The sequence below is a fragment of the Streptococcus sp. HMSC077F03 genome, assembly GCF_001812375.1.
In the GTDB taxonomy this organism is placed as follows: Bacteria; Bacillota; Bacilli; order Lactobacillales; family Streptococcaceae; genus Streptococcus; species Streptococcus oralis_S.
Window position 1 is genome coordinate 185,403 of the sequence record NZ_KV808753.1, and the last position, 25,109, is coordinate 210,511.

The 25,109-nt window shown below is 43.2% G+C and carries 22 protein-coding genes; 3 read left to right on the forward strand and 19 right to left on the reverse strand.

What is annotated here, in order from left to right; genetic code table 11:
* Positions 1 to 391 precede the first annotated feature (391 nt).
* The 14 genes from HMPREF2853_RS01840 to HMPREF2853_RS01905 form a co-directional block, all read right to left on the reverse strand.
* Positions 392 to 1,897, reverse strand: a complete 1,506-nt coding sequence (locus tag HMPREF2853_RS01840; protein ID WP_000736542.1) for a zinc ABC transporter substrate-binding protein AdcA — start codon at positions 1,895 to 1,897, stop codon at positions 392 to 394.
* 9 nt (positions 1,898 to 1,906) lie between these two features.
* Positions 1,907 to 2,713: a metal ABC transporter permease gene (locus tag HMPREF2853_RS01845; protein WP_000950027.1), complete on the reverse strand. Its 807-nt coding sequence runs from the start codon at positions 2,711 to 2,713 to the stop codon at positions 1,907 to 1,909.
* On the reverse strand, positions 2,706 to 3,410 hold the full coding sequence (locus tag HMPREF2853_RS01850) for a metal ABC transporter ATP-binding protein (RefSeq protein WP_001269482.1): 705 nt from the start codon (positions 3,408 to 3,410) through the stop codon (positions 2,706 to 2,708). The genes HMPREF2853_RS01845 and HMPREF2853_RS01850 overlap by 8 nt, the downstream gene beginning before the upstream one ends.
* Entirely contained in the window at positions 3,410 to 3,850 is a 441-nt protein-coding gene (gene adcR, locus HMPREF2853_RS01855; RefSeq protein WP_001249328.1) for a zinc-dependent transcriptional regulator AdcR, read from the reverse strand. Before adcR ends, HMPREF2853_RS01850 begins: the two co-directional genes overlap by 1 nt.
* Positions 3,851 to 3,999: 149 nt before the next feature.
* The gene (gene nt5e, locus HMPREF2853_RS01860; RefSeq protein WP_001042700.1) at positions 4,000 to 6,051 is read right to left on the reverse strand and encodes a cell surface ecto-5'-nucleotidase Nt5e; all 2,052 of its coding nucleotides are present in this window, start codon (positions 6,049 to 6,051) and stop codon (positions 4,000 to 4,002) included.
* 142 nt (positions 6,052 to 6,193) lie between these two features.
* On the reverse strand, positions 6,194 to 7,462 hold the full coding sequence (gene dltD, locus HMPREF2853_RS01865) for a D-alanyl-lipoteichoic acid biosynthesis protein DltD (protein ID WP_070534655.1): 1,269 nt from the start codon (positions 7,460 to 7,462) through the stop codon (positions 6,194 to 6,196).
* Positions 7,455 to 7,694 (reverse strand): D-alanine--poly(phosphoribitol) ligase subunit DltC, encoded by a 240-nt coding sequence (gene dltC, locus HMPREF2853_RS01870; protein ID WP_000351968.1) that lies wholly within the window; start codon positions 7,692 to 7,694, stop codon positions 7,455 to 7,457. The genes dltD and dltC overlap by 8 nt, the downstream gene beginning before the upstream one ends.
* Positions 7,695 to 7,707: 13 nt before the next feature.
* A complete protein-coding gene (gene dltB / locus HMPREF2853_RS01875; protein ID WP_070534657.1) occupies positions 7,708 to 8,952 on the reverse strand; it encodes a D-alanyl-lipoteichoic acid biosynthesis protein DltB in 1,245 nt (414 codons plus the stop codon).
* On the reverse strand, positions 8,949 to 10,499 hold the full coding sequence (gene dltA / locus HMPREF2853_RS01880) for a D-alanine--poly(phosphoribitol) ligase subunit DltA (protein WP_070534660.1): 1,551 nt from the start codon (positions 10,497 to 10,499) through the stop codon (positions 8,949 to 8,951). The genes dltB and dltA overlap by 4 nt, the downstream gene beginning before the upstream one ends.
* A 20-nt stretch (positions 10,500 to 10,519) precedes the next feature.
* On the reverse strand, positions 10,520 to 10,651 hold the full coding sequence (locus HMPREF2853_RS01885; protein WP_070534662.1) for a teichoic acid D-Ala incorporation-associated protein DltX: 132 nt from the start codon (positions 10,649 to 10,651) through the stop codon (positions 10,520 to 10,522).
* A gap of 224 nt (positions 10,652 to 10,875) precedes the next feature.
* The gene (locus HMPREF2853_RS01890; RefSeq protein WP_070534664.1) at positions 10,876 to 11,580 is read right to left on the reverse strand and encodes an MIP/aquaporin family protein; all 705 of its coding nucleotides are present in this window, start codon (positions 11,578 to 11,580) and stop codon (positions 10,876 to 10,878) included.
* Positions 11,581 to 11,647: 67 nt separating this feature from the next.
* Positions 11,648 to 13,474: a type 1 glycerol-3-phosphate oxidase gene (gene glpO / locus HMPREF2853_RS01895; RefSeq protein WP_070534666.1), complete on the reverse strand. Its 1,827-nt coding sequence runs from the start codon at positions 13,472 to 13,474 to the stop codon at positions 11,648 to 11,650.
* A 41-nt stretch (positions 13,475 to 13,515) separates the two neighbouring features.
* On the reverse strand, positions 13,516 to 15,024 hold the full coding sequence (gene glpK, locus HMPREF2853_RS01900; RefSeq protein ID WP_070534668.1) for a glycerol kinase GlpK: 1,509 nt from the start codon (positions 15,022 to 15,024) through the stop codon (positions 13,516 to 13,518).
* 156 nt (positions 15,025 to 15,180) lie between these two features.
* Positions 15,181 to 16,608, reverse strand: coding sequence for an AcpB/EbpR/MafR family transcriptional regulator (locus HMPREF2853_RS01905; protein WP_070534670.1), 1,428 nt, complete (start codon positions 16,606 to 16,608; stop codon positions 15,181 to 15,183).
* A gap of 164 nt (positions 16,609 to 16,772) precedes the next feature.
* Here HMPREF2853_RS01905 and hslO point away from each other — a divergent pair, with 164 nt between their 5' ends.
* Complete coding sequence (gene hslO / locus HMPREF2853_RS01910; protein ID WP_070534673.1) at positions 16,773 to 17,645, forward strand: Hsp33 family molecular chaperone HslO; 873 nt, start codon at positions 16,773 to 16,775, stop codon at positions 17,643 to 17,645.
* Positions 17,632 to 18,612: a tRNA dihydrouridine synthase DusB gene (gene dusB, locus HMPREF2853_RS01915; protein ID WP_070534675.1), complete on the forward strand. Its 981-nt coding sequence runs from the start codon at positions 17,632 to 17,634 to the stop codon at positions 18,610 to 18,612. Before hslO ends, dusB begins: the two co-directional genes overlap by 14 nt.
* Before the next feature lie 65 nt (positions 18,613 to 18,677).
* Here dusB and HMPREF2853_RS01920 read toward each other — a convergent pair whose 3' ends face one another.
* A complete protein-coding gene (locus tag HMPREF2853_RS01920; RefSeq protein WP_000730907.1) occupies positions 18,678 to 19,361 on the reverse strand; it encodes a hypothetical protein in 684 nt (227 codons plus the stop codon).
* A gap of 265 nt (positions 19,362 to 19,626) precedes the next feature.
* On the opposite strand from HMPREF2853_RS01920, the gene HMPREF2853_RS01925 reads away from it, so the two are divergent.
* Positions 19,627 to 19,857, forward strand: coding sequence for a hypothetical protein (locus tag HMPREF2853_RS01925; RefSeq protein ID WP_070534677.1), 231 nt, complete (start codon positions 19,627 to 19,629; stop codon positions 19,855 to 19,857).
* 49 nt (positions 19,858 to 19,906) lie between these two features.
* On the opposite strand, the gene HMPREF2853_RS01930 is transcribed toward HMPREF2853_RS01925, so the two are convergent.
* The 4 genes from HMPREF2853_RS01930 to HMPREF2853_RS01945 form a co-directional block, all read right to left on the reverse strand.
* A complete protein-coding gene (locus HMPREF2853_RS01930) occupies positions 19,907 to 20,680 on the reverse strand; it encodes an NUDIX domain-containing protein (RefSeq protein ID WP_070534679.1) in 774 nt (257 codons plus the stop codon).
* Between the two features lies 1 nt (position 20,681).
* A complete protein-coding gene (pnuC, locus tag HMPREF2853_RS01935; protein WP_070534682.1) occupies positions 20,682 to 21,461 on the reverse strand; it encodes a nicotinamide riboside transporter PnuC in 780 nt (259 codons plus the stop codon).
* Positions 21,462 to 21,470: 9 nt separating this feature from the next.
* A complete protein-coding gene (locus HMPREF2853_RS01940; protein WP_070534684.1) occupies positions 21,471 to 22,529 on the reverse strand; it encodes an AAA family ATPase in 1,059 nt (352 codons plus the stop codon).
* Between the two features lie 147 nt (positions 22,530 to 22,676).
* Complete coding sequence (locus HMPREF2853_RS01945; protein ID WP_001109664.1) at positions 22,677 to 25,109, reverse strand: ATP-dependent Clp protease ATP-binding subunit; 2,433 nt, start codon at positions 25,107 to 25,109, stop codon at positions 22,677 to 22,679.

Here is a 25,109-nt window from a genome sequence, read left to right on the forward strand (position 1 = left end):
TAGTTCTGTACTAGGGTTTCTACTAGCTTTCTAGAAAGTCACTAATATACGGAACTATTTTCAGGATACTTCAACACCCTGAGTTGTATGTCATTTCCTCCAAGACTTATCCACAGACTGTGAATAAACTAGTGTTCCAGACCGCTCTCTCTTTGACTATAACAAAAAGCGATAGCAACGTCAATATGACTAAGATCCCTTCCTAAATCCCCTGAAAAGATTCTATAATTTGTACAATCGTAGCTTTTGCATTCGCCAGCTAGTGAGAAGCAGCCAGTAGAAAATGACTGCCTTATCACATTGTGAACAGCACAACTGTGGTACTATAATACCTAACAACCTAATCGTTTCTAGCAAAAAATCCCGCAGATTTGCGGGATTCTCTCTTGCATCAATGCGCCAACATTTCTTGAGCGATTTCTTGGCCAGATAGGTTATCTGGGTAGTAGGTTGGCCAGTTATCCATCTCTTCAAAGAGGGCTTCTTGGCTAGTACCTCCAAAGAAGATATGGAAATGTCCTGCCTTAACTGGGGCGATATTGTGGTCACTAAACTGAACATACTTGAATTGTCCAGCGTCCGCATCTGTCGCTTCAAAGAGGAAGCGCACACCACGGTTGCCTTTCTTATATGTCAAGATTTTCTTGCCGACATACTTGTAGGTGAATTTCTTGCTTTGGCCACCTTGAACAAATTCCATAGTGTTGTCCGTGATGTTGATCTTAGTCACATCTGTCTGATAGCCTTTTCTATAGTAAGCCTTGTACTCATCCTTGGTCATCTTACCAGTCAACTTAGCCTTGTAGTCAAAGACTTGATCAAAGGTCCCATCTTCAAGGAAAGGATAAACTGACTGCCAGTTGCCAACATAGTCACTCAAGGTACGATCTTTGACATCTGCATCCTCAAAGTAACCGTTGTGAACTGTCTTAGTGTTTTCTTCCTTCTCTGGCTCGATTTCTGGTCCTTCTTGGTCCGTTGTTTGTTTCAAAGCCTTGAGGTTTTTCTCCATCACAGAGATATAGTCCTCACCATCCTTGGTTGCTTCTTCTGTTAGACTTTCTAGCGGATTGAGCACGTCTAGTTTGACACCTGTTTCTTTTGAAAGTGTATTGGCGAGGGCTTGTGAGGCATTTTCTTCAAAGTAGATATAAGAAATCTTGTTTTTCTTAATATACTCTGTTAATTCTGCCAAACGTGCTGCTGATGGCTCTGCATCTGGTGATAGACCTGAGATGGATACTTGCTTGAGACCATAGTCCAAGGCAAGGTAGTTAAAGGCAGCGTGCTGGGTCACAAAGCTCTTTTGTTTAGCTTGAGACAAGCCATCTGTGTAGGCCTTGTCCAAGACTTGCAATTTTTCGATATAGGCAGCAGCGTTCTTTTCAAAAGTCTCTTTTTTATCAGGATAATCTGCTGACAAGCTGTCACGGATATGCTCTACCAGTTTGATGGCGCGTGCTGGTGAAAGCCAAACATGAGGATCGTAGTCGTGATGGTGACCCTCGCCGCCATGATCATGCCCTTCCTCTTCTTCCTCACCTCCTGGTAGGAGCAGCATATCACCTGTCGCCTTGATAGTTTTCACCTTTTTCTTATCCAAGGATTCTAGCAATTTTGGAACCCAAGTTTCCATGTTTTCATTTTCATAGACAAAGGTATCTGCATCTTGGATTTTGGCAACTGCCTTGGCAGACGGTTCATACTCATGGGGTTCTGTACCAGCACCGATGAGGAGTTCTACATTAGCAGTATCTCCTGCGACTTGTTTGGTAAATTCGTAGACAGGGTAAAAGGTTGTCACGATATTTAGCTTCCCATCTGCCTGTTTTTGATTGGAACAAGCCACTAAAAACAGGGCACATAGACTAGCTAGTAGTAAGCTCAGTTTTTTCATTTCATTCTCCTATTTGATAAAACGTTTCAGTAGACTGACTAACAAAAAGACAGCTACAAAGATAATGGTGATACTAGCACTGGCAGGGGTTTCTGCATAGTAGGAAATATAGAGACCTGCCACCATTCCCAAAAAGCCAATAGCGCTGGCTAGTAACATAACGGATTTAAAGTTTTTCCCCAGACGAAGGGCAATGCTAGCCGGCAAGACCATAATGGTCGACACCAAAAGGGCTCCTGCAGCTGGAATCATAAGGGCAATGGCCACCCCTGTCACCATGTTAAAGAGGATAGACATGGTACGAACTGGCAAGCCATCTACAAAAGCCGTGTCCTCATCAAAGGTCAGGATATACATTGGTCGCAAGAATAAGAAAGTCAAGAGTAAAACGACCGCCGCAATGGCAAAGAGGAATAGCACCTGCTCCTGGCTAATGGTTACAATCGAACCAAAGAGATATTGGTCTAAACTCATGGAACTCGAACTTTTCCCCTTACTCATGACAATCAGAGACACTGCAAGTCCTGTTGACATGAGGATGGCTGTCCCGATTTCCATAAAGTTCTTATAGACTGTCCGGAGATACTCTAGAAAGACCGCTGCGATCAAGACAATAGCAATGGTTGAAATAGTTGGAGAAATTCCCAAAACCAGACCAAAGGCTACCCCTGACAGAGAAACGTGACTGAGGGTATCACTCATGAGACTCTGACGACGTAAGATAAGGAAGGTCCCAAGAACTGGAGAAAAGAGACTCATGGCAATGACCGCCAAGAAGGCACGCTGCATGAAGTCATAAGATAACAAACTAAGCATGGTCCACCTCCTGGTCGCTTTCGTGAACGTTAAAACAACGCCATGGCGAATCTTGGTTACGAACCAGATGGATATTGCGATCCGCATAGTCCTTGACTTCCTCAGGGTCATGGGTAATCATCAAAACAGCCTTGCCATGATGATGAGCACTATGGTGCATGAGTTCGTAAAATTCATTTTTGCTTCCTGCATCCATCCCTGTCGTCGGCTCATCCAAGACGAAGATATCTGGGTCAGAAGCAAACATCCGAGCAATCACTGCTCGTTGCTTTTGCCCTCCCGAGAGGGACCCAATTCGTTTGTCACGGTGTTCCCACATACCAACCGAGTCTAGACTAGCCTTGATATGCTCCTCATCATGGGCATTCAAACGACGGAACCAGCCCTTTCGCGGATAACGACCCGACTTGACAAATTCATAAACCGTACTTGGAAAACCAGCATTAAAACTGGCAATCTGCTGGGGAAGATAAGCGATCCTAAGCTTTTTCCCATGAGTGTTTGTCTTTGAGATGGTTACCTTACCAAATCTTGGTTGCAAGATGCCTAGACTTGCCTTAATCAGCGTCGTCTTGGCAGCTCCATTTTCACCAGTCAGGGTGACAAACTCCCCACTATCAACACTGTAGTTGATATGTTCGAGGACAGGTTCCTTGTCATAATAGAAAGACAAGTCCTCTACTGTAATATACCGCATTATTTGATTTCTCCTACTAAAGCAGTTAAAAACCGCTGGATAACTTCTTGTTCATTTGGAGTAAACTGACTTGCCACTTGTTCATAGGCTAAGAGCGTGTGTTCATGATGATGGTGGTGTTCCTCTGCCACTGGTCGAGCCAGCTCTGTCAGTTGATAAAAGATCACACGCGCATCTTTGGGATCTCTGGATGTCTCTAACATACCCTCTTTGACCAAAGATTTGATAGCCTTGGTCACTGCCGCCTGACTGACATTAAGGCGACGGGCCAACTCCGAGTTGGTTAGGGATTCTTCTGACAAGAGCATGAGGATGTGTTCCTGAGTATTGGTCAAGGCAACGTCACTCGTGCAATGCCCGATTAGAATTTCATGCTGGTTCTCAGATCTCAAGATCACCTCGTTTAAAAAGTTATCGATTTCCTGCGCAAGCTGTCTCATGTGTTACTCCTTCCCTAGCTATCTTTTTCGTAAAAAAACATAGATAGCCACCGATTCTTTACTGGTTAATTATATCATAAACCAAAAAAGAGTCAAGGGAAAAAGGCGTAAAAACGTTTCCCTAGACTCTTCTAGATATGAAATTTAACCTATTTTTGCTTTGGTTTTCGGCTCGATAAGATACCTGCCAGACCAGCTACCATTCCCATCAAGAGCAAGAAGATGGATTGTTCACTTCCTGTATTTGGGAGAGCTTTTTCTGAGACAACCGCCTTCTTGCTAAATTGACCTGCCACCTCATAAGTAAGTGGTACATTTGTAGTCGCATCGTTAGCAGCCGCATTCGTTTGAGGCGTTTCTACTGGTAGACTAAAAGTTGTAGAATCCACAGAAATCGTCCGTGAGTTCGGATTGATCTTTTCATACTGGGTCAAATCAGCGGTTTTAAGATACTCTTCAAAGGCTGCATCCATAGAAGGACCTTCTTCTCGCGCACCACCTAACATAGTGTAACCATCACCACCTGCAGCTAGGAAATCATTGGTTGCAAGATAGTAAGTTTTTGCAAGGTCTAGAAGATCATAACGACCAGTCGTGCGGTTTTTGACCTGGATGGCCAAGACACGTTTACCTGATGGTAGGTTGGTATCATAGTAGACCTTCACACCTGAAACTTGCAAGAAACCACCACTTGGTTCTAACAATGGTTGTCCGTTCTCATCCAAGACCTTCTTGCCATCTTTATCGACCTGCAAGATAGATCCGAGTGACTTTTCAAACATATCCAAGACTTGTTGCCCAGTCACTTGGATTTGTGAGATGGTATTTCCAAACGGAAGAACGGCAATGACATTTCCTTTAGTAATTGGTTTGCCTTTTGCAATGGTTTCACGCAAGCCACCACCATTTGTCACAGCGATGTCTGTCGGATGGCTAAATCCTGTTTGACCATACTGATAGAGCGAGTCCGCTACGACGTTTCCGAGGTTAGTTTCACGAACCCGAACATTTTCACGATCTCCGTTGAGTTCTACAGGGCTGTTTGAAACGACTTCAACAGCATTTTCAGCATCGTATTTTTGTTTAATGTCTTTGACTAGTTTTTCAACTGTTGGATTGGCTGGTAATTTTTTAGCATCAGCAGCCGGAATCTGAGTTGGATTGCCCAAAAGCTGACGTGATTTGTAGGTGATTTTCCCTACATTATGAAGGTAACTCCCTGTTTGGTTATAGGTAACATTGTCTCCATAGGTCGTTGATTCTACTGTATGAGAGTGACCGTCGATTACTGTTACGCGTTTCCCTTTCAAACGAGGATTTTTAGACAAGGCTTCTGCCAAAGTTGAACCACGCCATTCGACTGGGGTTGTGGTATCTACACCCAAGTGAGCGAGCACAACATAGTGTTTGTAGTCCTTACCTTCTGCACGAGCCTTGGCTTGAACTTCTTCGATGACCTTATTGACTTCAGAGATTGGATCTGTAAAAGTTACCCCTTTGACATTTTTAGGGTGAGTTTTGGTTGCTGTTTCAGGTGTTGTCACGCCGATTACAACAAATTCATCACCTTCCACAGTCTTATCTTTATCAACGATTGTAGAAGCTTCAAAAAGACGAGCTCCATTGACATAGGTATTTGAGCTAAGTAATGGGAATTTCAAGATTTCCTTGTATTTTTTAACTTCATCAAGACCAAAGTCAAACTCATGGTTTCCTACTGCCATGGCATCATACTGCATCTGATTAAGAATTTCAGCACGCGCTTCACCCTTAGTAGAGTTGGAAATCGGTAAACCTTGAAAAGCGTCTCCCGCATCAACTACCAGAGTATTTTGATTTGACTTCGCACGCTCCTGTTCAATGACAGTCGCTAACTTGGCATCTCCAATTACTCCCTTTTCCTCTACAATACGACCATGGACATCATTGGTGTGTAAGATAACGGTGTCCTTTTCTTCGCTTTTGGTAGATTCAGCAGGAGCTGACGGAGTTTCTGCAGGTACAACCGCTTCTGAAGTTGCCGAAGTTTCCGGTACCGCAGGGCTCTCAACAGGAGCTGGAGTCGCCGACGTAGCTGGAGTCGCCACAACAGCTGAACTTTCTGCAGGAGTTGTTGCTTCTTCAGCATAGACTTGTCCAGCTAAGAAGGCTGGAGCTAACAGGGCTGTCGATAAGACAGGTAACAAAGAACGTTTGTTCATTTTAAAATCCCTTTCTTTTCTTTTTCTCTTTTATATTATACGCTATTTCTAAAAATTTTGAAACTTTTGACCTATTTTCATCTTAAATATTCGCCATTTAAACAAAAAAGCTTGGGTTTAAATCCCAAACCTTTAGACCATTTTATTTGAAATCTTTGATGTTCCCATCATAGGTCGCCCAGTCTTTGCTAAAGAAGCGGTCATTCATCTTGTAGTCTGGAGCTGGTTTCGGATCCGTCAAGAAAGGATTGACAACCTTATCAAAAGCCAGCCAACCTAACCATCCTAGATGAATGGTGTCCTTAACAAAATAAGGGTCCCCTCCATTTTTTGAAAAATCAGCAATATTGGTAAAACCCTGACTTTCTAATTGGTAACGAATTTTCTCCACTGCATGTTGATACATCTCTTCGCTGAGCCCTGTGTACTCCATCCACTTCTTGTTAACCGGCTGAATGACAAAGAGCACATTGACATTCGACTTAGCAAATTGATTGAGGACCAGCTGCAAATCATTGTATTCAGAGGACTTGAGGAAGTTGTAATTTTTTTGATACCCTTCCCATTTTTTTAAATCCTTTTGAATCTCTCTCGTATAGAAATGATTTTCCATCCCCATATCGTTATTGGACGTATTTGCTTCTGCGTCCTTACGAACAATTTTTTCTAACTCATCATAAGAAAATTGATCCGGAAGATCTTTTAAATAGTTCTCCACGTGTTCCTTGTACTTGAGTTGTCCTCGAATGGAGAATTGTCCAAAGAGAGCGGATTGTTTTTCGTTGAATCGCGCAAAAATATCAATAGCAACCTGATCAACATCTGATAATTCTTCACCCTTTGACAGTTTTTGAACAATGCCTTTCAATGCAACATTAGGATTCTGCTTTAACAATCGAATAGCCGCATGCTTTGCAGCAATGTCACCAGATTGATTTCCCAAAAAAGCTGTTAATTGGTCACTGTTAAAAAATCTCTGAAACGCTGCGGGTTCATAATCTGTCTCCGTAAACCACTGAGGCGAAATCACAAATACAGCCTGCTTATTCTCTATTTCTGGCAAAATTTGCTGTAGACCAAAATATTGATTGAGAGAGGCTGCTCCTGCTTGACCTAGAAAGTAAGGACGATAGGGACGATGGTATTTTTCTGCTAAAACAGCTGGATGGACACTATCAAATCGAATCCATTCACTGGACCCTAGAAAAGGAATAAAACGCATATTTGGATCCGTAAGAGCCCTTACTTTTTGGCTTCTCTCTTTAAAACTCTCTGCACTAACAGAAGCCGCCGAGTATTTTTCCTCCGTCAGATTATGGCTTGTTGTACCTGGATAAAAAAAGATGAGTAGAAGAACCAAAAATCCAGCAATGAAGATAGGTCCGAAGATCAGCCACAAGCGTTTAAGCATTCTTCAACTCCGTAATACCTGCTACGATTTTATTAGCCGTATTCCAGTCATCACGACCGAACTCCGTCACTGGAACACGAATGTCAAAACGGTTTTCAATCTCAACAATCAATTCAACCGTTCCCATGCTATCCAAGACACCGGCATCAAAAAGATCCTCATCCATCATGTCAGAAACATCTTCCATAAACAACTCATCAATAATTTCAATAACTTCTGATTTGATATCCATTTTTTATATCCTTTTATTTTTTAAACCATAAATCATTCAAAAATCCAGAAAAGATTAAGAATGAAACCATCACGACATGGAAGGTGACAACCATGCCAAGCAACTGAATCCAGCGATTCTCAGGTAAGGAACCGTTTCCAGCTTTTTTCCGTTCTTTATTGAGCGCTTTTTTCTTACGAATCCAAGCGTCATTGATGACCAGCCCAATCCCATGAAAAAGTCCGTAGGCGATGTAGTACCAGGTCACACCATGCCAAAATCCCATAATCAGCATATTGAGAATATAGGCTACACTTGAAGTGACATTGCGATTTTTAAAGACCTTCTTTCTGGTCAACACCATGACCATCCGCATAAAGACAAAGTCACGGAACCAGAAAGACAGACTCATGTGCCAGCGATTCCAAAACTCTTTTAAATCCCTTGACAAAAAGGGCTTGTTAAAGTTGATAGGACTATGAATACCCATCAAGTTTGAAATAGCTAAGGCAAACATAGAGTAGCCCGCAAAGTCAAAGAAGAGCTCCAGACCAAAGGTGTACATGACCGCTAAAGCGTAGAGGTTAAAGAAACCACCTGTCTGCAAGGCCAAATTTTTCAGCGGAGGCAATAATGTCTCTCCTAAAATGTGAGCCAAGATAAACTTGTAGAGGAAGCCAAGCATGATATATTTGACAGCCTCTTCTAGCATATCCATCAGCTCATCCCGCTCAGGAATGGTCTCGTAATTTTCATTGAAGCGTTTAAAACGATCAATGGGACCACTTGAGAAAGTCGGCATAAAAAGAAGAAAACGCAAGAATTGCCAGATCGTTAAATCCTTGATGACACCGTCTCTCAACTCGACGATAACCCCAACTGCACGAAAGGTCAAGTAAGAAATCCCTAAAAATCCAAACAAAGATTGAGGTCCATGAATAGCAGGAGATACTTTCACAAAGACGATTGGCAATAGGGATAGAAAGCTAACCAGGTAAAATATCCATTTACTATCCCGCTTTTTCCTGTACCTTTTGTAGAAAGATACAAGAAGTACTTGCCAGATAACATAAAGGATCAAAGCGCTTATTTGATTCGTCTTTCCACCGACCAACATGGTGACGATAAAGAAGAGACTAACAAGCACCTCATACAAGGCAAAGCGTTTCTTGAAAAAAAGACCAATAAAGATAGGTAAAGTCGCAGCAATTACGTATAAAAAGTACTGAAGATCACCATAAGGTTCCAAATGAGGTAGCTGTTTATAAAGCTCCATCATCGGCTGTTTACCTCATTGATCAAGCCCTTGATATCAATTTTACCATTAGGCGTTAGTGGCAAACTATCTCGATAAAGAAACTTAGACGGCATCATATAGGACATCATGATATCTGCTAGGTCTTCCTTGATAGCCTTGGTAATATCGATATCACGCTCAAACTGCTGACGGACACCGTCTTTTAGGATGACATAGGCCAGTAGATTTTGTACCTTGTGATCCTTGTTATAACGTGGGACAGCAACAGCCGACTCGATAAAGCGAGACTTGTTGAGGTTTTGAGAGACATCTTCAAGCTCAATGCGATAACCATTAAACTTAATCTGGAAATCCATGCGTCCACCATAGAGAAGCAAGCCCTCATCTGTCATGGTTCCTACATCCCCTGTGTGGTAGGCTGGAAGACCTTCGAACTCAAAGAAAGCTTCTGCCGTTTTTTCAGGATTATTCATATATCCTTTTGAAACAGCTGGCCCTGAAACGATGATTTCTCCCTGTTCACCATTTGGAACTTTCTTACCTTCCTCATCAATGATAAAGGTTGGAGAATCAGCCTTGGTATAGCCGATTGGCAGGCGTTTGAGAGTCGCCAACATCTCATCAGTGACGGCAACTGCTGACAAAGCTACTGTCGCTTCTGTTGGACCGTAGGCATTGATAATACGGGCATTTGGGAATCGCTCGCGCAGTTTTTGAGCTGTTTTGACCGTCAATTCTTCACCATCAAAGTAGAAATGCGTGATTCCTGGCATTTTCTCACTGTTAAAGTCTTCTGACAACATGGCCATATCTGCAAAGGACGGTGTTGAGGTCCAGATAGCGATTGGCAAGGAAAAAATTGTCGCAAAGAGTTTTTTGAAATCCTGAGTAATGGCTGAAGGAAGAGCGAAAAGCGTACCACCTAGTGCAAAGGTTGGCGCCCAGTACATGACAGACAGGTCAAAAGAGTAGGGTGGTTGGGCCAGCATTTGCGGACGACTGGGCGTCGCAAATTCTTTGTCTGTAATCATCCAGTTGGTAAAGCTGAGGAGATTATCATGGGAAATCTGCACTCCCTTAGGCTTACCAGTCGTACCAGAAGTAAAGATGATGTAGTAGTTGTCATCCCCCTTGACTGGATGGGTCATCTCGTAGCTAGAAGCTTGAGCAAAAGCTTCATGGACTTGCTCTAAATTCAGCATCGGTGTGCTAGTTTGCTCTAATGGAAAATCTGAGATAGCAATAATCAAGCTTGGTTCTGCTACTTCTACGATAGCAGCTACTCGTTCTAAGGCTGAATGGCTATCGATGGGAATATAGGCATGACCTGACTTAGTCAGCGCAACAAAGGTAGCCAGCATCTCATATTCCTGTCCGCCAAAAACGACGACTGGAGATTTCTCAGGCAAGCCTAGTTGGTCGATAGCTGCAGCCAAACTATCCGAATCAGCCTTCAGATCACCATAAGTATGTTCTTGACCTAAAACATTGTAGACAGGATATGTTGGTTGCGTTTGAGCAAAGTGCTCAATCGTTTCAATCATATCTTTTATCGGTTTATTAGACACTGTTCCTCTTCTCCTTTAAACTAGAACTCATTATAAATAAAGGTGCCTTGGCTCTGACCAAGGTAACTAAAAAAATAAAGCAAACCAAGCAAGATTACAAAATATAGAGCCGTCCGGCCTAAGAATACATGTAAATTTCGTTGTCTTTTCATAAGCTATCCATTAATATATTGTTTCTATTAACTATCAGTATGTATTGTTAGCATCTTATCTTCCTAACATTTTACCACTTTATCAACCTTTTTTTCAACTGTTTACCATAACTTAAAAATTGGTTTTAGCTTATTTTAAGATAAATTAAAATATTAATGTTTTGGCCATCAAAAAAGAGCCTGAGATTTCCATCTCAAACTCTGTTGCCAATCACTCTTTTATCTTAGAAAAGTGAAAATACGAGAACTGCTAGGGCCGCACCAACAATAGGTCCTACAACAGGAATCCAAGCATAATACCAGTCTCCATCTCCCTTGTTTGGAATTGGCAATATGCTGTGCATGATACGAGGTCCAAGGTCACGGGCTGGGTTCAAGGCATAACCCGTTGTCCCACCTAGTGAAAGGCCGATACCAACAATCAACGTTCCTACTACAAAGGTCCCTAAACCGGCTTGAAGGTCATAGAGTCCCAAGGCAAAGATTGTCAAGAGCAAAACAAAGGTTCCAAGGATTTCGCTGATCAAGTTGGATACTGTGTTCTTGATGGCTGGTCCAGTACTAAAGGTCGCTAGGATATTGCCTGCATTTTCTTCTGCCTCATAATGCGGTTTGAATTGCAACCAAACCAAAATCTGAGCCACCATCGCTCCTGCGAATTGGGCTAGAATATAAGGGAAAACAGAAGTCCAAGAGAGCGTTCCTTTTAAGGCCATCGCAAACGTCACAGCTGGATTTAGGTGGGCTGGGCTGAGCGTGCCAGATACAAAGGCCGCAACGGCTACAGCAATTCCCCATCCCATAGTAATCACAATCCATCCTGAATTGTTGCTCTTGGTTTTGGGAAGAACCACACCTGCTACAACTCCATTTCCTAGGAGGATAAGGATTAAAGTCCCCAAAAATTCTCCAAATAATTCTTTCATCATGTCTTTGTCTCCATTTAAAAGAAGGGGTGGGCGACAAGGAATGCTGCCCTCCACCTCTTTTCCTTTTTTAATTTTTTAGTTCTGCCAAATCATTTTGAGCAAGTGCTGCTTCAACATCCGCACGGTAGGCTGCTTTTTCTTCTTCTGTCCAATCATAGAATCGTCCCATTTCATCCAGAACAGGCTCCACAATGCTATCCAAACTATCACGCATAAAGAGCATGTGGTTGGTACGGCGAAGGAGGAAGTCAACTGGGCTTAGAGCCAACTCATTGCGCATTGCATAGTGAAGGGACAAGGTATCTGCCAAGCTGAGTCCTGGCGCTTGTTCCAAGCTGTGAGCAAGGGCAAAGACCTTCGGTGCATTTGAACCGTAAAGATTTGCTAGATAGTGAGCTTCCTTGCTATCCAAACCACGTGAAACTCCAAGTTGCGCAAAGGCTTCAATTTCTGAGTCCACATTTGCTGGGTTCAATTCTCCACCTGAAACAGGGTAAGTCTTCGAGTTGATGAGTTTAAAACTACGGTCAAATTCGGCTTTGAGGATGTCAACCACTCGCTCCATAGCTCCTTCAGCCATCTTACGGTAGTCTGTGATTTTACCACCAGCAAGGGTTAAAAGACCATTATCATCACGATCCAAGCTCGAACCACGAGAAACTGCAGATGGGTCCAAATGTTTCTCAGATGTGCTGCTTTCAAGCTTGCTGACAGCAGACTCAACATCTTCACGCGTTTTTTCTTTCGATAGATAAGCCTCGACAGTCGCAATCAAGCTATTGAAGCTCTCATCGCTAATGGTTCCGTTATTTCCGCCATTATAGTCAGAGGCACTGTTTCCAGCAATCAATGGACGAAGACCAGCCCAGCTGCTTTCGATATCATCAATGGTGATATTGGCTTCTGGGAAGCGGTTGTTGACAATACCAAGTAGATAATCTACATCTTCCTGCGTCACTTTTGGATGTTCCAAATCGCCTGTGTAGTCTGTATCCGTTGTACCAAAGTAAGTCTTGTTTTCACGTGGGAGAACAAAGACCATGCGCCCATCACCCAAACCTGTATCAAAGTAAACTGGCTGTGAAACCTTGATCTTGCTTGAATCCACTACCAAGTGAACTCCCTTAGTTGGACGCATTTGTGAGAATTGGGTTCCCTTATTTGACAAATTACGTACCTTATCGCTCCAAGGACCTGTTGTGTTAATCACCAGACGGGCCTTGATTTCAAAGACTTGGTCTGTCAACAAATCACGAGCTACAACACCTGTAATCTTGCAACTTTTGTCAAAGAGGAAGCCTTCTGCCTTCACATGGTTGGCAATGAGAGCACCGTCTTGGTTGGCACGTTTGATGTTTTCAATCACGAGACGCGCATCGTTATTACGGAAGTCAAGATAAACCCCACCTCCTACCAAGCCTTCTTTCTTCAAGTTTGGCTGGCGTTCCAAGACTTCTTCCTTACTCAAGACCTTGTTAGCAGCTGGCGTGTTGCTAACACCTGCCAATAGGTCGTACAAGTCCATGGCTACTTTGAGACGGAAAAGGCTAAAGGTCGCTCCATCCTCATCGTAAACTGGCAAGAGCATTGGATCTGGTTTTGGAATGTGTGGAGCGATTTGTTGGACTACTGCACGTTCAGAAACTGTATCTGACACTACTTCCACGTCGAATTGTTTGAGGTAACGCAGACCTCCGTGGACCAATTTTGTTGAACGGCTAGATGTTCCTTCTGCGAAGTCCTGCATTTCAATCAAACCAGTGTCAAGACCACTAGCTGCCGCCTGCAAGGCTACACCAGCTCCTGTAATCCCCCCACCAATAATCAAGAGATCCAAGGTACGTTCCTGCATTTTTTGAATTGATAATTCACGTGTTTTCTTTGAAAATTCCATATTTACACACTTTCTAACTGAGTCGCTTTATTCTTCCAGTATTAGTCATCGATTTCCGCAAAGACTTGCGTTGCTTTCACAGCCTTCTTCCAGCCCTTATAAAGTTGTTCCTTACGAGATTCGTTCATCGATGGTTCGAAGAGTTCTCCTGTCTCATTCAAGAGTTTCAACTCATCCAAGTCCTTCCAGTAACCCACTGACAATCCTGCCAGGAAGGCTGCACCTAGGGCAGTTGTTTCCAAGTTTTTAGCACGGGCAATATCGATTCCCAAAATGTCAGCCTGGAACTGCATGAGGAAGTTGTTCATGGCTGCACCACCATCCACCTTCAAGACCTGGATAGCTGTCTGCGCATCCACTTGCATGGTGTCAATGATGTCACGTACTTGATAAGCGATAGATTGCAAGGTTGCCTTGATAAAGTCTTCTTTGCTTGTTCCACGAGTTAAGCCAAAGACCGAACCACGAGCATTTTGGTTCCAATATGGAGCACCTAGACCTGTAAAGGCAGGTACGACATAAACTTCGTCATTGTTGTGAGAATTGAGAGCATATTTTTCAGACTCTGGTGAATTTTCAACCATGCGAAGTCCATCACGAAGCCACTGAATGGCACTTCCTGCGATGAAGATAGAACCTTCCAAGGCATAGTAAACCTTGCCGTTGATTCCATAACCAATGGTTGTCAAGAGGTTATTTTCAGACAACTGCATTTCTTCACCAGTGTTCATAATGATGAAAGAACCTGTTCCATAAGTATTCTTAACCATACCAGGTTCAAAGGCCAACTGTCCAAAGAGGGCTGCCTGTTGGTCACCAGCCATACCTGAAATTGGCACTTCCCCACCGTAGAAATGGAATGGAGCAGTCTTGCCGTAGATTTCAGAGTTAGAACGAACTTCTGGAAGCATAGCCTTCGGAATGTTGAGGATTTCTAAAATCTCATCATCCCATTTGAGTTCTTTAATGTTATAGAGCATGGTACGAGCCGCATTTGAGTAGTCCGTCACGTGAGACGCACCGTCAGTCAATTTCCAAACTAACCAAGTATCAATGGTCCCAAAGAGCAATTCTCCTTTTTCTGCTCTCTCTTGAGCGCCTTCTACATGGTCCAATATCCAACGAACCTTGGTCGCTGAGAAATAAGCATCAATAATCAAACCAGTCTTTTCATGGAATTTTTCCACATAACCTTGGCTTTTTAGTTGCTCAGCCAGAGGAGCTGTCTGGCGTGATTGCCAAACGATAGCATTATAGATAGGGAGGCCTGTTTTCTTATCCCAGACGACAGTTGTTTCGCGCTGGTTGGTAATCCCGATTGCTTCGATTTGACTTGGTTTCACACCACTTTCGATGAAAGCACCCGCGATAACTGACTGAACAGAGTTCCAAATTTCATTGGCATTGTGCTCAACCCAACCTGCTTGAGGAAAAATCTGAGTGAATTCTTTTTGACTAGAGCTGACCTTTTCTCCTTTTTTGTTAAAAATGATGGCACGAGAACTGGTCGTTCCTTGGTCAATGGCCATGATGTATTTTTCTTGTGACATGTGCTGTCCTCCTGATAAAATCTTGAGGGGATCCCTCTTTACAGTAACTAGTATACAAAATAAAGCGCTTTCTTGTTCATCAATTTTTTTTAAATTTTAAAAAAATGTGAGGAGATTGTGCGAATTTCACAAAAAAGACCTGAAAATTCAGGTCTTTTAGGCAAAGAGCATCTGACGAATCTTCGCCAAATCCTCCATATCTAAATCATTTTTTAAATAATAAACAGGAGTCTGCTCCTTCTTATGAATCGGGTTGTTGGTAATCAGCAAATCATAATGTCGACTGGGATCATAGGCTTCAATAGTAATGAAACGATTGTATTCCAAATACCGTTTCAAAAGGGCAGCCATCCTAGAAAAGACAAGGAAACCAGATGTCAAATCCAGACCAATCCTCATATGTTGGCTACCATTTTCTGCCATATACTCTATCAACTGGAGCCATTCCCAAAGGATTTTCTTATCCAGATCCGTCCCCTGATGAAAGACTGGCAAGGAGGCGAAAATTTTCTGAGCAATATCTCGAAAGTCATGCTCCATCAGCAAATAAGGGTGGCGATGCTCTATCTGATACTTGTATCGATCTTGCAAGATATAGCCTTTGTAGAGATAAACTTGACCACAAAGCTGACTCAGTTCATAGGTGACATGGTCCTCTGTGTAGTCCCCCAGCAGCTCCTCCTTCTTCATCTCTTGAATCAATTGCGTCAGCAAATCGGCTAACTGCCCTCCAAAACCAAGGATATACTCCATAGTATGAAGGGGCAAGATACGATGGGAAAGGAGAAATGAAAAGAATATCATCATCTCACCATCCTCAGTTCCTAGAGGGATGTGTTGCCCAGCAAAAAAGGACGGAGCCTTTCTCAGTAAACGAAGGTAGAAAATATTGTCAAAATATCCCCGCATTTTTTCTTCTATGACTTGAAACTGACAGGCATTGACCCGAAGGCGCTGTTGACTGATGTGAGTCCAGAGAACCAAGTCCAATTTCTGACCTGAAGACAAGCTAGCACCGCAGATTTCTTCTAAGCTGGCAATCTCTTGTTTTCTCTCAGCTTTCTGCATGTGACCTTCCCACTCCTGACTGGACCAAATCTTGCGGAAAAGACAGAAATAGAAATAGCGAATCTGATGCTCCGGACCTCGCCAACGGCCATTTTGGATGGATAAGTCAAACTCTGACAAAATCTGATTTAGACTAGCTAAGTGGCGACCAAGCGTGGCCTCGCTAATCATCAATTCTTGAGCCAACTGATGAGCTAGAAACTGTTGGTGATAGAGAAGGTAAACCAAAATTTGGTACTTAATGGCATTGTCTAGAAACAAGCTCCGAATCTCTCTCCCCTTGGTAGCTGCACCCATCGACAAACGCAGATTTTCATCTTCCAAGTGGATGGTCAGCTCTAGTCCTCTTTCCCAGGCATTTTCGTTAATCAGAGAAATGTACTTGGTTAAGGTTGCTTTTGAAAAACCTGTTTCTTCCATGGCTTTCTTGACTGTTGTCTGCGAATCTTGTAATAGAAAGGAAAGGACTAAAAATTGACCAGATTCTGCTTTTTCCATCAAATCACCTAAATACATTTGTTACCCCTTTCATTTTCTCCTACAAGCATAGCATAAATCTTTCAAATGCTGAAATATTCTGTTTCTCATTTTATTTTAAAGCTGATTTCCTCTTCATTATTCCTAAGAAACAGCAAACACACGACTCCCCCTTTGGGCATTTTTATGCTAAAATAGTAGTTATGGATAAAATTATTAAAACAATATCAGAAAGCGGAGCCTTTCGTGCTTTTGTCCTTGATAGCACTGAAACCGTCCGCACTGCTCAAGAAAAACATCAAACCCAAGCCAGTTCAACTGTTGCACTTGGCCGTACCCTTATCGCTAGCCAAATTCTCGCAGCCAATGAAAAAGGAAATACCAAACTAACTGTTAAAGTTCTTGGAACCAGCTCTCTTGGTGCCATCATCACGGTTGCAGATACCAAGGGAAACGTCAAAGGCTACGTTCAAAATCCAGGTGTTGACATCAAAAAGACTGCAACTGGTGAAGTCCTTGTCGGACCTTTTGTCGGCAATGGCCAATTTCTCGTTATCACAGACTACGGTACTGGAAATCCCTACAACTCCATGACTCCCCTCATCTCTGGGGAAATCGGTGAAGACTTAGCCTACTACCTGACAGAAAGCCAACAAACTCCTTCAGCAGTCGGCCTCAATGTTCTTTTAGACAAAGACGACAAGGTCGAAGTTGCCGGAGGTTTCCTTCTCCAAGCATTGCCAGGGGCCAAGGAAGAAGAGATTGCTCACTTTGAAAAACGCATCCAAGAAATGCCAGCTATCTCAACACTTCTGGAAAGCGATGACCATATCGAAGCTCTTCTCAAGGCTATCTACGGTGACGAATCTTACAAACGCCTATCTGAAGAAGAAATCCGCTTCCAATGTGACTGCAGCAAAGACCGTTTTATGAACGCTCTTGCCAGCCTTCCAAATTCAGATCTTGAGGAAATGAAAGAGGAAGACCACGGGGCAGAAATCACTTGTCAATTCTGCCAAACAACTTATAACTTTGATGAAAACGACCTGGAGGAACTCATTCGTGACAAATCTTAATACACCTTTTATGATTGGCAATGTTGAGATTCCCAATCGTACCGTTTTAGCACCCATGGCTGGCGTCACCAACTCAGCCTTTCGTACCATCGCAAAAGAGCTCGGAGCTGGACTCGTTGTCATGGAAATGGTCTCTGACAAGGGAATCCAATACAACAACGAAAAAACCCTGCACATGCTTCATATCGATGAAGGCGAAAATCCGGTTTCTATCCAACTTTTTGGTAGTGATGAAGACAGTCTCGCTCGCGCAGCAGAATTCATCCAAGAAAACACCAAGACCGATATCGTCGATATCAACATGGGCTGCCCAGTTAACAAAATCGTGAAGAACGAGGCTGGCGCTATGTGGCTCAAGGACCCAGACAAGATCTACTCTATTATCAACAAGGTCCAATCTGTCCTTGATATCCCCCTCACTGTCAAAATGCGTACAGGCTGGTCTGATCCATCCCTAGCCGTGGAGAATGCCCTCGCTGCAGAGGCTGCAGGTGTCTCTGCCCTCGCTATGCATGGCCGTACCCGTGAACAAATGTACACAGGTCACGCAGACCTTGAGACTCTTCACAAGGTTGCTCAAGCTTTGACCAAGATTCCATTTATCGCAAATGGTGACATCCGTACGGTCCAAGAAGCCAAACAGCGTATCGAAGAAGTCGGGGCTGACGCTGTCATGATTGGTCGCGCAGCCATGGGAAATCCCTACCTCTTCAATCAAATCAACCACTACTTTGAAACAGGAGAAATTCTCCCTGACTTGACATTTGAAGACAAGATGAAAATCGCCTACGAGCACTTGAAACGCTTGATTAACCTCAAAGGAGAAAACGTAGCCGTTCGTGAATTCCGCGGCCTCGCTCCTCACTATCTCCGGGGAACATCTGGCGCTGCCAAACTTCGTGGAGCCATTTCACAAGCTAACACCCTAGCAGAGATTGAAACTCTCTTGCAATTAGACAAAGCATAATATACAAAAAACCGTAACTCGCTTGAGTTTACGGTTTTTTAGTTCCTAGGAAAACCTAGATACTATTATTGAATCAAGGCAACGCTCGAAACTTTACCATCCGCACCTGTTGTAATTTGAATGATTTTTCCGCCACCGATTTTGGCATTATACTTACCATCATCAAGGGTGTAAGAGTAGCCTCTGATAGAATAGTTTTCTTTCTTTCCATCTGCAGTTTCTACTGTAAATTGGCCCCCTGATGAAACCGTAATAGTTTCGCCGTTTGCTCCCTTCCAGTTGCCTGCAGCTGCTGAGAAATCACCATCGACCATGGTTAAAACACCCTTGTAGCGTTTGTTGTGTTCTGCTTGCTTGTCTTGAAGTTGGCGGTCAGTTGTTGGATCATAGCCTGACTGGTTAGACTGGGCTTGAGAACCTTGCTGAGTTGAAGGTGCCTGAGATGGGGCTTGTTGACTAGGAGCTGCTTGTTCTTGTCTTGATTCAGGTGCTGGTTTCGCTTGTGACTGATCTGCCGTTGTAGAAGACTGACCAGAAGATGCCTGAGCCTTTTCAGATGAAGCTGAGCTTGAAGATTTTTGTGTCTTGCTTTCTTTGCTAGAAGATGCTGCTTTGGAACTTGATGATTGGCTTGTCTTTGCAGAGCTGCTGGTTTGAGTGGTTTCGTTTTTATTTCCACAAGCTCCCAGTAGCAAGGTAGAAGCCAATACAGTCGCTGCCATCAATTTGATATAGGTTTTCTTTTTCATTTTTCTACTCCTTTGTAACATTTTTGAAACGTTAAGAAATCTTTTTGTAATATAATTGTAACATTAGACTTTGAATCTGTCAACTATTTAGAGAAACTATGTTAAAAATTATTCTCTCTACTATCTCTATTCGTAATTGAAACGAAAAACTAGAAAATTTTTAAAATTAGAGTCCTATTTTTACATCATCTTTGTGTAATCGCTTGCATTGCATTAGATAAAGGAATATAATAACATTGAAATAGAATATAGGAGGTATGCTCTTATGCTAAATAAGTATTACAAGTATCTTCCTTGGTTGATTTTGGGAGCTATTGCCTCTTATCAATCAGCCACTTACTATGCGCGAACTGCATTTGATGTCTTCTATCTGACTACAATCTTTATGATTGTCTACATCGCCTTGTTATTTTTGCATGAGAACTATCTCAAGTATCGATACAAAGACTTCTTTACTCACATATTGAGTAATCCTAAGAAAGATAGCCATTCATAAAAAATGATGATAAATAAAGAGGTCGGGAACTTTGTCCCGACCTCACTTTTTATTTCAATCGATAGGTTTTTCTTGGTTTCTTTTTGGGTACTCGTTTGAGTCCGACTTCTTCTACATATTCGCCGTATTTTACGAGAAAGTTATTGCTGACGATTGGGCGACCGGGGTTGATGAGATTGACCAGTTCAGTCCCCTCGTAGACAGTGAACTCCTCCTCCAGCAGATAAAGGAAGGTCGGATTCCAATCGAGACGGCCTTGGATACGTTTGATGGACTCTTGAATAATGGCATAATGGTCAAAGGCGAAGGCTTGCTCGTCCAGCTCCACTCCCTCAAGGTAGCATTTGCCTGTCTGAAAATCGACATCTACAAAAACCACATCCTTGGCATCGTCACCTGCCTGAACGAGGTCTAAGGCACGACTAGGTAGGTACACTAAGTGGGCAATGGTCACTGTCCAGCCCCGGGGGTCACGACCGGGGGTCGATACCGTCATCAATTGCTCGATTTTCTCCAAAGGTAGATTGAGATTGACTTCTTCTCTCACCTCGCGCTGACAGGCATGTGCAGCATCTTCTCCCTTGTCCATAAAGCCTCCGACTAAGGCTAAACAGTTCTGATAAGGGTGGGCCTTGCGACGAATCAGCAGAAGCTTGATCTTTCCTTCGACAAAGCAGTAGGCTACCATATCCACTGTCACACTTGGTTTTTCATATTGAGGGAGTTCCTGCTTGTAGTACCAGTCTAAAAACTCCTCCTGACTGGCATGGATTTCATAATATTCTTTTTCCGTCATTCCTTCTGGAATCTTTATGTCTGCCATCTTATGCCTCCTTTCGAACTGCCTTAGTCCATTGGTACCAACCCACTAGACTATTGAGTGTGTAAACCCAGTACATCCCTTGAATGTGGATATTTTCACCCCACCAGAGATAAATACTAAAGAGATTGGTTGCAATCCAGAAAATCCATTGCTCACGGTAGAGACGTGTCATCAAGAGCTGACCAACACCATTAGTCGCATCTGTAACACTATCACGGAAAGGGCGAGCGCTATTGATACTTTGGTAAGCCAAGCCCATACCAATCCAGATAATAGCAGTCAAGGCCAAGTACTTGAGCCAGTCAAGAACAGATAATTTCTTAGCTTCAAAGTGGGATTCTTCTGGTTTCCCTTGGTCGTTGATACGATTGGACAACCAAGCATAGAGACCAATCGGCTGCATGACAAAGAAGTAAACAGTCGTTAAAACTTCACCATAAAAAGTCGCATTCATGGCCAAGATCAAGTAGATAGCCGAGTTAATAGCCCCAAAGAGATAGTTGCTTGCACGCCCTTCTGCTACCAAGATAACACAGACAATCCCAGTCCAGGATGCAAACAAGCTCAACCAGTCATGGCTTTCCGTATTTTGAGTGAATTCCAAGATCAAGGGAACACTCGACAAGGCGATGAGATACAACCACTGGAAAAGGCTACGGCCTACAAAGAGATCTTTCCATAGCAAGCGCATGATTCCTGCAAAACCAATCTTACGGGCTTCGGCATGGACATTGTTAAAGTTTTCGATAAATTGTGTGATTTTTTTAGTTACTGTTTTCATAATTTTCTCCTAATCTGCTTGGTAAATAGCATCGATAGCCACTTTTGCTGCTTCATAATTACCTAGATAATCCTCAGCTAGATAAACTAGTGGGATGGTGGTTAAATATCGCTCTCTCATCTGATCCAAATGCTGGGAAAAACTGTAGCGAATGTGGTCTTCTGCCATGGTCATATCTCTAAATCCGTCATTGACATAGGAACCGACAGGCTGCACAAAGAGAATCAAGTCCCATTTTTCCTTAGCTAAGATTGAAACAAAGAGATTGTCAAAGGTTTCTCCTGATAAGTCCCCTTGGTCCTCAGTCTCCATATAATAGTCATAGTAACCCTTGGTTACCAAGGAGTTGGTATCGGCTATCACTAGACCTCGATTGGCATTGCTATCGATTAACTTGGAGGTCTGGTCATACTGTCCCAACAGGAGATAGTAGTAATCCTTTGGAGTCAATTCATCGTCGCGGACATTGTTTTTGATCTGGTACTCACGCGCGTATTCCAGACTAACGGGTGCATCGTAATACCTTGCCAAATCCTTGGCCAGAGTGGTCTTCCCATTGCTAGCACTTCCCATAATCAACACTTTCTTGGTAAACTGACGACGGAAGGGTTGAGCGATGTATTTCCAATATTTGCTTGGATTTTCTCGAATCATAGTCGCTGAGATACCAAACTTTCTTTCTTTCAAGACGGTGCCAAATCCACGTTTAGCTAGCTCTTGCTGGTAGTCTGCTTCTCCTACAAAAAAAGTCAGTTCTTGCTGGTTTTCATCATAGGAAATCTCTGCTAACATCTGGTCCAACCACTCCTGCCAGCCCATAGGGTAACGGGGAAGGTTGGTCTCATCCAGCTTGCAGACAGAGGTCAATTCGTCATCACAAAAAGCCTCTCGGATATAGCGAAATCGTTTTTGAAGACTTAAACCTACCTGCTCCCCTCGGTCTCCCTCGTAGCCTGAAACGACTACCCAGACCTGGTCACACTGACGCTTCGCTCGCTGAATCAGATCGATATGCCCTTGATGGAGAGGGGCAAAGGTCCCAAATACCACTGCTGTTTTCTTTTTCATAAACGTTTTACCTTTTTATAATTTTTGATATTTTTATTTTCTATGTTTTTATTATATACTATATTTTTGTTTTGTCAATAGTTTTTTATCATTTTTTATAAAAAAGTAGCAAAAAAAAGAATCAGGATTGCTCCTGACTCTCCATTTTTAAGCAATATCAAATTTTAATTGACCAGCTTTAACACCTATCTTGAGGGTCTTGCCTGCTACTAGTTCTCCCTTGAGAAGGAGTTCTGCTAGCTTGTCTTCCACTTCTGTTTGCAGGGTTCTGCGAAGTGGGCGAGCTCCCATTTCTGGATCATATCCTTGACTTGCTAGTAACTTCAACGCTGAAGCTTGCAGTTTCAAGTCGATGCCCTTCTCAGCGAGGCTAGCAATCAATGGTTTCACCATAATCTTGACAATTTCCTGCATGTGTTCGCTATCTAAGCTATGGAAGACCAACTTTTCATCAATACGGTTGATAAACTCTGGTCGATAAGCTTTTTTCAACTCTTCAAAGATTCGTTTTTCCATATTTTCCTGGTCAAAACGAATGTCCTTGGCCCCAAAGCCGACCGTCTTGTCATCACGAAGAGCCGTCGCACCAAGGTTTGACGTCATGATGATAATGGTATTTGAAAAATCAACCTTGCGCCCCTTGCTATCTGTCAAGACGCCGTCGTCCAGAACCTGCAAGAGAACATTAAAGATATCTGGGTGGGCCTTTTCTACCTCGTCAAATAGAAGAACGGAGTATGGTTTGTTGCGAACCTTCTCAGTCAACTCCCCACCTTCTTCGTAGCCCACATAACCCGGAGGAGCTCCATTGAGACGGCTAGCCGCAAATTTCTCCATATACTCACTCATATCAAAGCGAATAAGGGCTGATTCGTCATCAAAGAGGACTTCTGCCAGAGCCTTGGCCAATTCGGTCTTACCGACTCCTGTCGGCCCTAGGAACATAAAGGAACCAATCGGACGCTTGTGACTACGAATACCTGACTGATTACGGCGAATGGCACGGCTAATACTTGAAACAGCTTGATCTTGTCCGATGACGCGTTTATGCAGTTCTGCTTCCAAGTTCAGGTACTTCTTAGCATCTGTTTGCGTCAGCTTTTGGACTGGGATACCTGACAAGCGACTCAAGGTGGTCAAAATATCGGATTCTGTCACCAAGTCTTTATAGACAGGCAATTCTTGTTCTTTTGCGATTAGCTGGCCTGCTTGTTTCCACTTGCCATCCATCAAGGCCTTGTCAGCTGGACTCAAGTCCGATTCGTCCATTCTCACATGCTTGGATTTGTTTTGCACTGTTGCTGCCGCCTCATCCAATAGATCGATAGCAGAGTCTGGCAAGTGACGACTAGTCAAGTAACGATGCGCCATCTTAACAGCTGTTTCGACAGCTTCATCTGTGATTTGCACACGGTGGTGTTTCTCATAGGTAGCCTTCAAACCTTGCAAAATGGTCATGCTGTCAGCTAAACTTGGCTCTTCAATGGTCACTTTGGCAAAACGACGAGAAAGAGCTGCGTCTTTTTCGATGTGTTTTTGGTATTCTTCCTGAGTGGTTGCACCAACCGTTCTCAAAGTTCCACGAGCCAAGGCTGGCTTCAAGATATTGGCCGCATCCAGAGTAGAGTCAATACCACTTCCAGAACCCATGATGGTGTGGAGTTCATCGATAAAGAGGATTACCTTACCATCTTCCTCGATATCCTTGATAATGTTGTTCATGCGTTCTTCAAAATCTCCACGGAAACGTGTTCCCGCAACAACATTCATCAAATCAAGCTCCAAAACGCGCATCTTGCCCATTTCCGCAGGTACATCCCCACTAGCAATACGCTGGGCAAGTCCAAGAGCCAGAGCTGTTTTCCCGACACCAGCATCTCCAACCAAGACAGGATTGTTCTTGGTCTTCCGACTCAAAATCTGAATCATACGTGAGATTTCCTTGTCACGACCGATAACTGGCTCTAACTTGCCAGAGCGCGCTTGCTCTGTCAGGTCATGCGTGTAGTCCTCTAGACCGCCACTTGGATTCTGAGGCATGCCCATCATATTGGCCATGGAATTTTGCTTATCTGCCACGGTACGGTGGCGCTGACGCAATGCCTTAAGGTCTTCTCTTGTCCATCCAGCACGCTCTTCTAGATTGCGACGAAGAGCAGCAATTCTGACCTGATCTTTCTGGTCTTCATAAGAAAAGCCTGCTCTCTCCAAGATACGAGTTGCCAAGGCATTGCCATCATGCAAAATCGCATAGAGGACATGCTCTGTCCCTAGCACCTTAGTATGGACCACTGAGGCCACATACTCTGCTTCTGCAAAGAGAACCTCCAAACGATGGGAAAAAGGCAATTCCGTAAAGGTTTCGTCTTGGCTATAGTCCGTTTCAGTCAGTTCTAACGCAACCTCTTCTAAACGGTCCATTTCATAAGGATAATCATTTAGAGTCGCACCTGCCACACTGTAACTGTGATTGGACATGGCAATTAACAAATGCCAAGACTCTAGATATCGAGCTCCAAAATGGCCCGCAACCATGTAGGCACTTTCGATACATTCATTCAACGCTTTTGAATAATTCAT

What these genes read in the sequence shown, in the direction of transcription:
- HMPREF2853_RS01840 (WP_000736542.1), bottom strand. Translation starts at nt 1,897, where the DNA reads ATGAAAAAACTGAGCTTACTACTAGCTAGTCTATGTGCCCTGTTTTTA.
- HMPREF2853_RS01845 (WP_000950027.1), bottom strand. Translation starts at nt 2,713, where the DNA reads ATGCTTAGTTTGTTATCTTATGACTTCATGCAGCGTGCCTTCTTGGCG.
- HMPREF2853_RS01850 (WP_001269482.1), bottom strand. Translation starts at nt 3,410, where the DNA reads ATGCGGTATATTACAGTAGAGGACTTGTCTTTCTATTATGACAAGGAA.
- adcR (WP_001249328.1), bottom strand. Translation starts at nt 3,850, where the DNA reads ATGAGACAGCTTGCGCAGGAAATCGATAACTTTTTAAACGAGGTGATC.
- nt5e (WP_001042700.1), bottom strand. Translation starts at nt 6,051, where the DNA reads ATGAACAAACGTTCTTTGTTACCTGTCTTATCGACAGCCCTGTTAGCT.
- dltD (WP_070534655.1), bottom strand. Translation starts at nt 7,462, where the DNA reads ATGCTTAAACGCTTGTGGCTGATCTTCGGACCTATCTTCATTGCTGGA.
- dltC (WP_000351968.1), bottom strand. Translation starts at nt 7,694, where the DNA reads ATGGATATCAAATCAGAAGTTATTGAAATTATTGATGAGTTGTTTATG.
- dltB (WP_070534657.1), bottom strand. Translation starts at nt 8,952, where the DNA reads ATGATGGAGCTTTATAAACAGCTACCTCATTTGGAACCTTATGGTGAT.
- HMPREF2853_RS01885 (WP_070534662.1), bottom strand. Translation starts at nt 10,651, where the DNA reads ATGAAAAGACAACGAAATTTACATGTATTCTTAGGCCGGACGGCTCTA.
- HMPREF2853_RS01890 (WP_070534664.1), bottom strand. Translation starts at nt 11,580, where the DNA reads ATGATGAAAGAATTATTTGGAGAATTTTTGGGGACTTTAATCCTTATC.
- glpO (WP_070534666.1), bottom strand. Translation starts at nt 13,474, where the DNA reads ATGGAATTTTCAAAGAAAACACGTGAATTATCAATTCAAAAAATGCAG.
- glpK (WP_070534668.1), bottom strand. Translation starts at nt 15,024, where the DNA reads ATGTCACAAGAAAAATACATCATGGCCATTGACCAAGGAACGACCAGT.
- HMPREF2853_RS01905 (WP_070534670.1), bottom strand. Translation starts at nt 16,608, where the DNA reads ATGTATTTAGGTGATTTGATGGAAAAAGCAGAATCTGGTCAATTTTTA.
- hslO (WP_070534673.1), top strand. Translation starts at nt 16,773, where the DNA reads ATGGATAAAATTATTAAAACAATATCAGAAAGCGGAGCCTTTCGTGCT.
- HMPREF2853_RS01920 (WP_000730907.1), bottom strand. Translation starts at nt 19,361, where the DNA reads ATGAAAAAGAAAACCTATATCAAATTGATGGCAGCGACTGTATTGGCT.
- HMPREF2853_RS01925 (WP_070534677.1), top strand. Translation starts at nt 19,627, where the DNA reads ATGCTAAATAAGTATTACAAGTATCTTCCTTGGTTGATTTTGGGAGCT.
- HMPREF2853_RS01930 (WP_070534679.1), bottom strand. Translation starts at nt 20,680, where the DNA reads ATGGCAGACATAAAGATTCCAGAAGGAATGACGGAAAAAGAATATTAT.
- pnuC (WP_070534682.1), bottom strand. Translation starts at nt 21,461, where the DNA reads ATGAAAACAGTAACTAAAAAAATCACACAATTTATCGAAAACTTTAAC.
- HMPREF2853_RS01940 (WP_070534684.1), bottom strand. Translation starts at nt 22,529, where the DNA reads ATGAAAAAGAAAACAGCAGTGGTATTTGGGACCTTTGCCCCTCTCCAT.
- HMPREF2853_RS01945 (WP_001109664.1), bottom strand. Translation starts at nt 25,109, where the DNA reads ATGAATTATTCAAAAGCGTTGAATGAATGTATCGAAAGTGCCTACATG.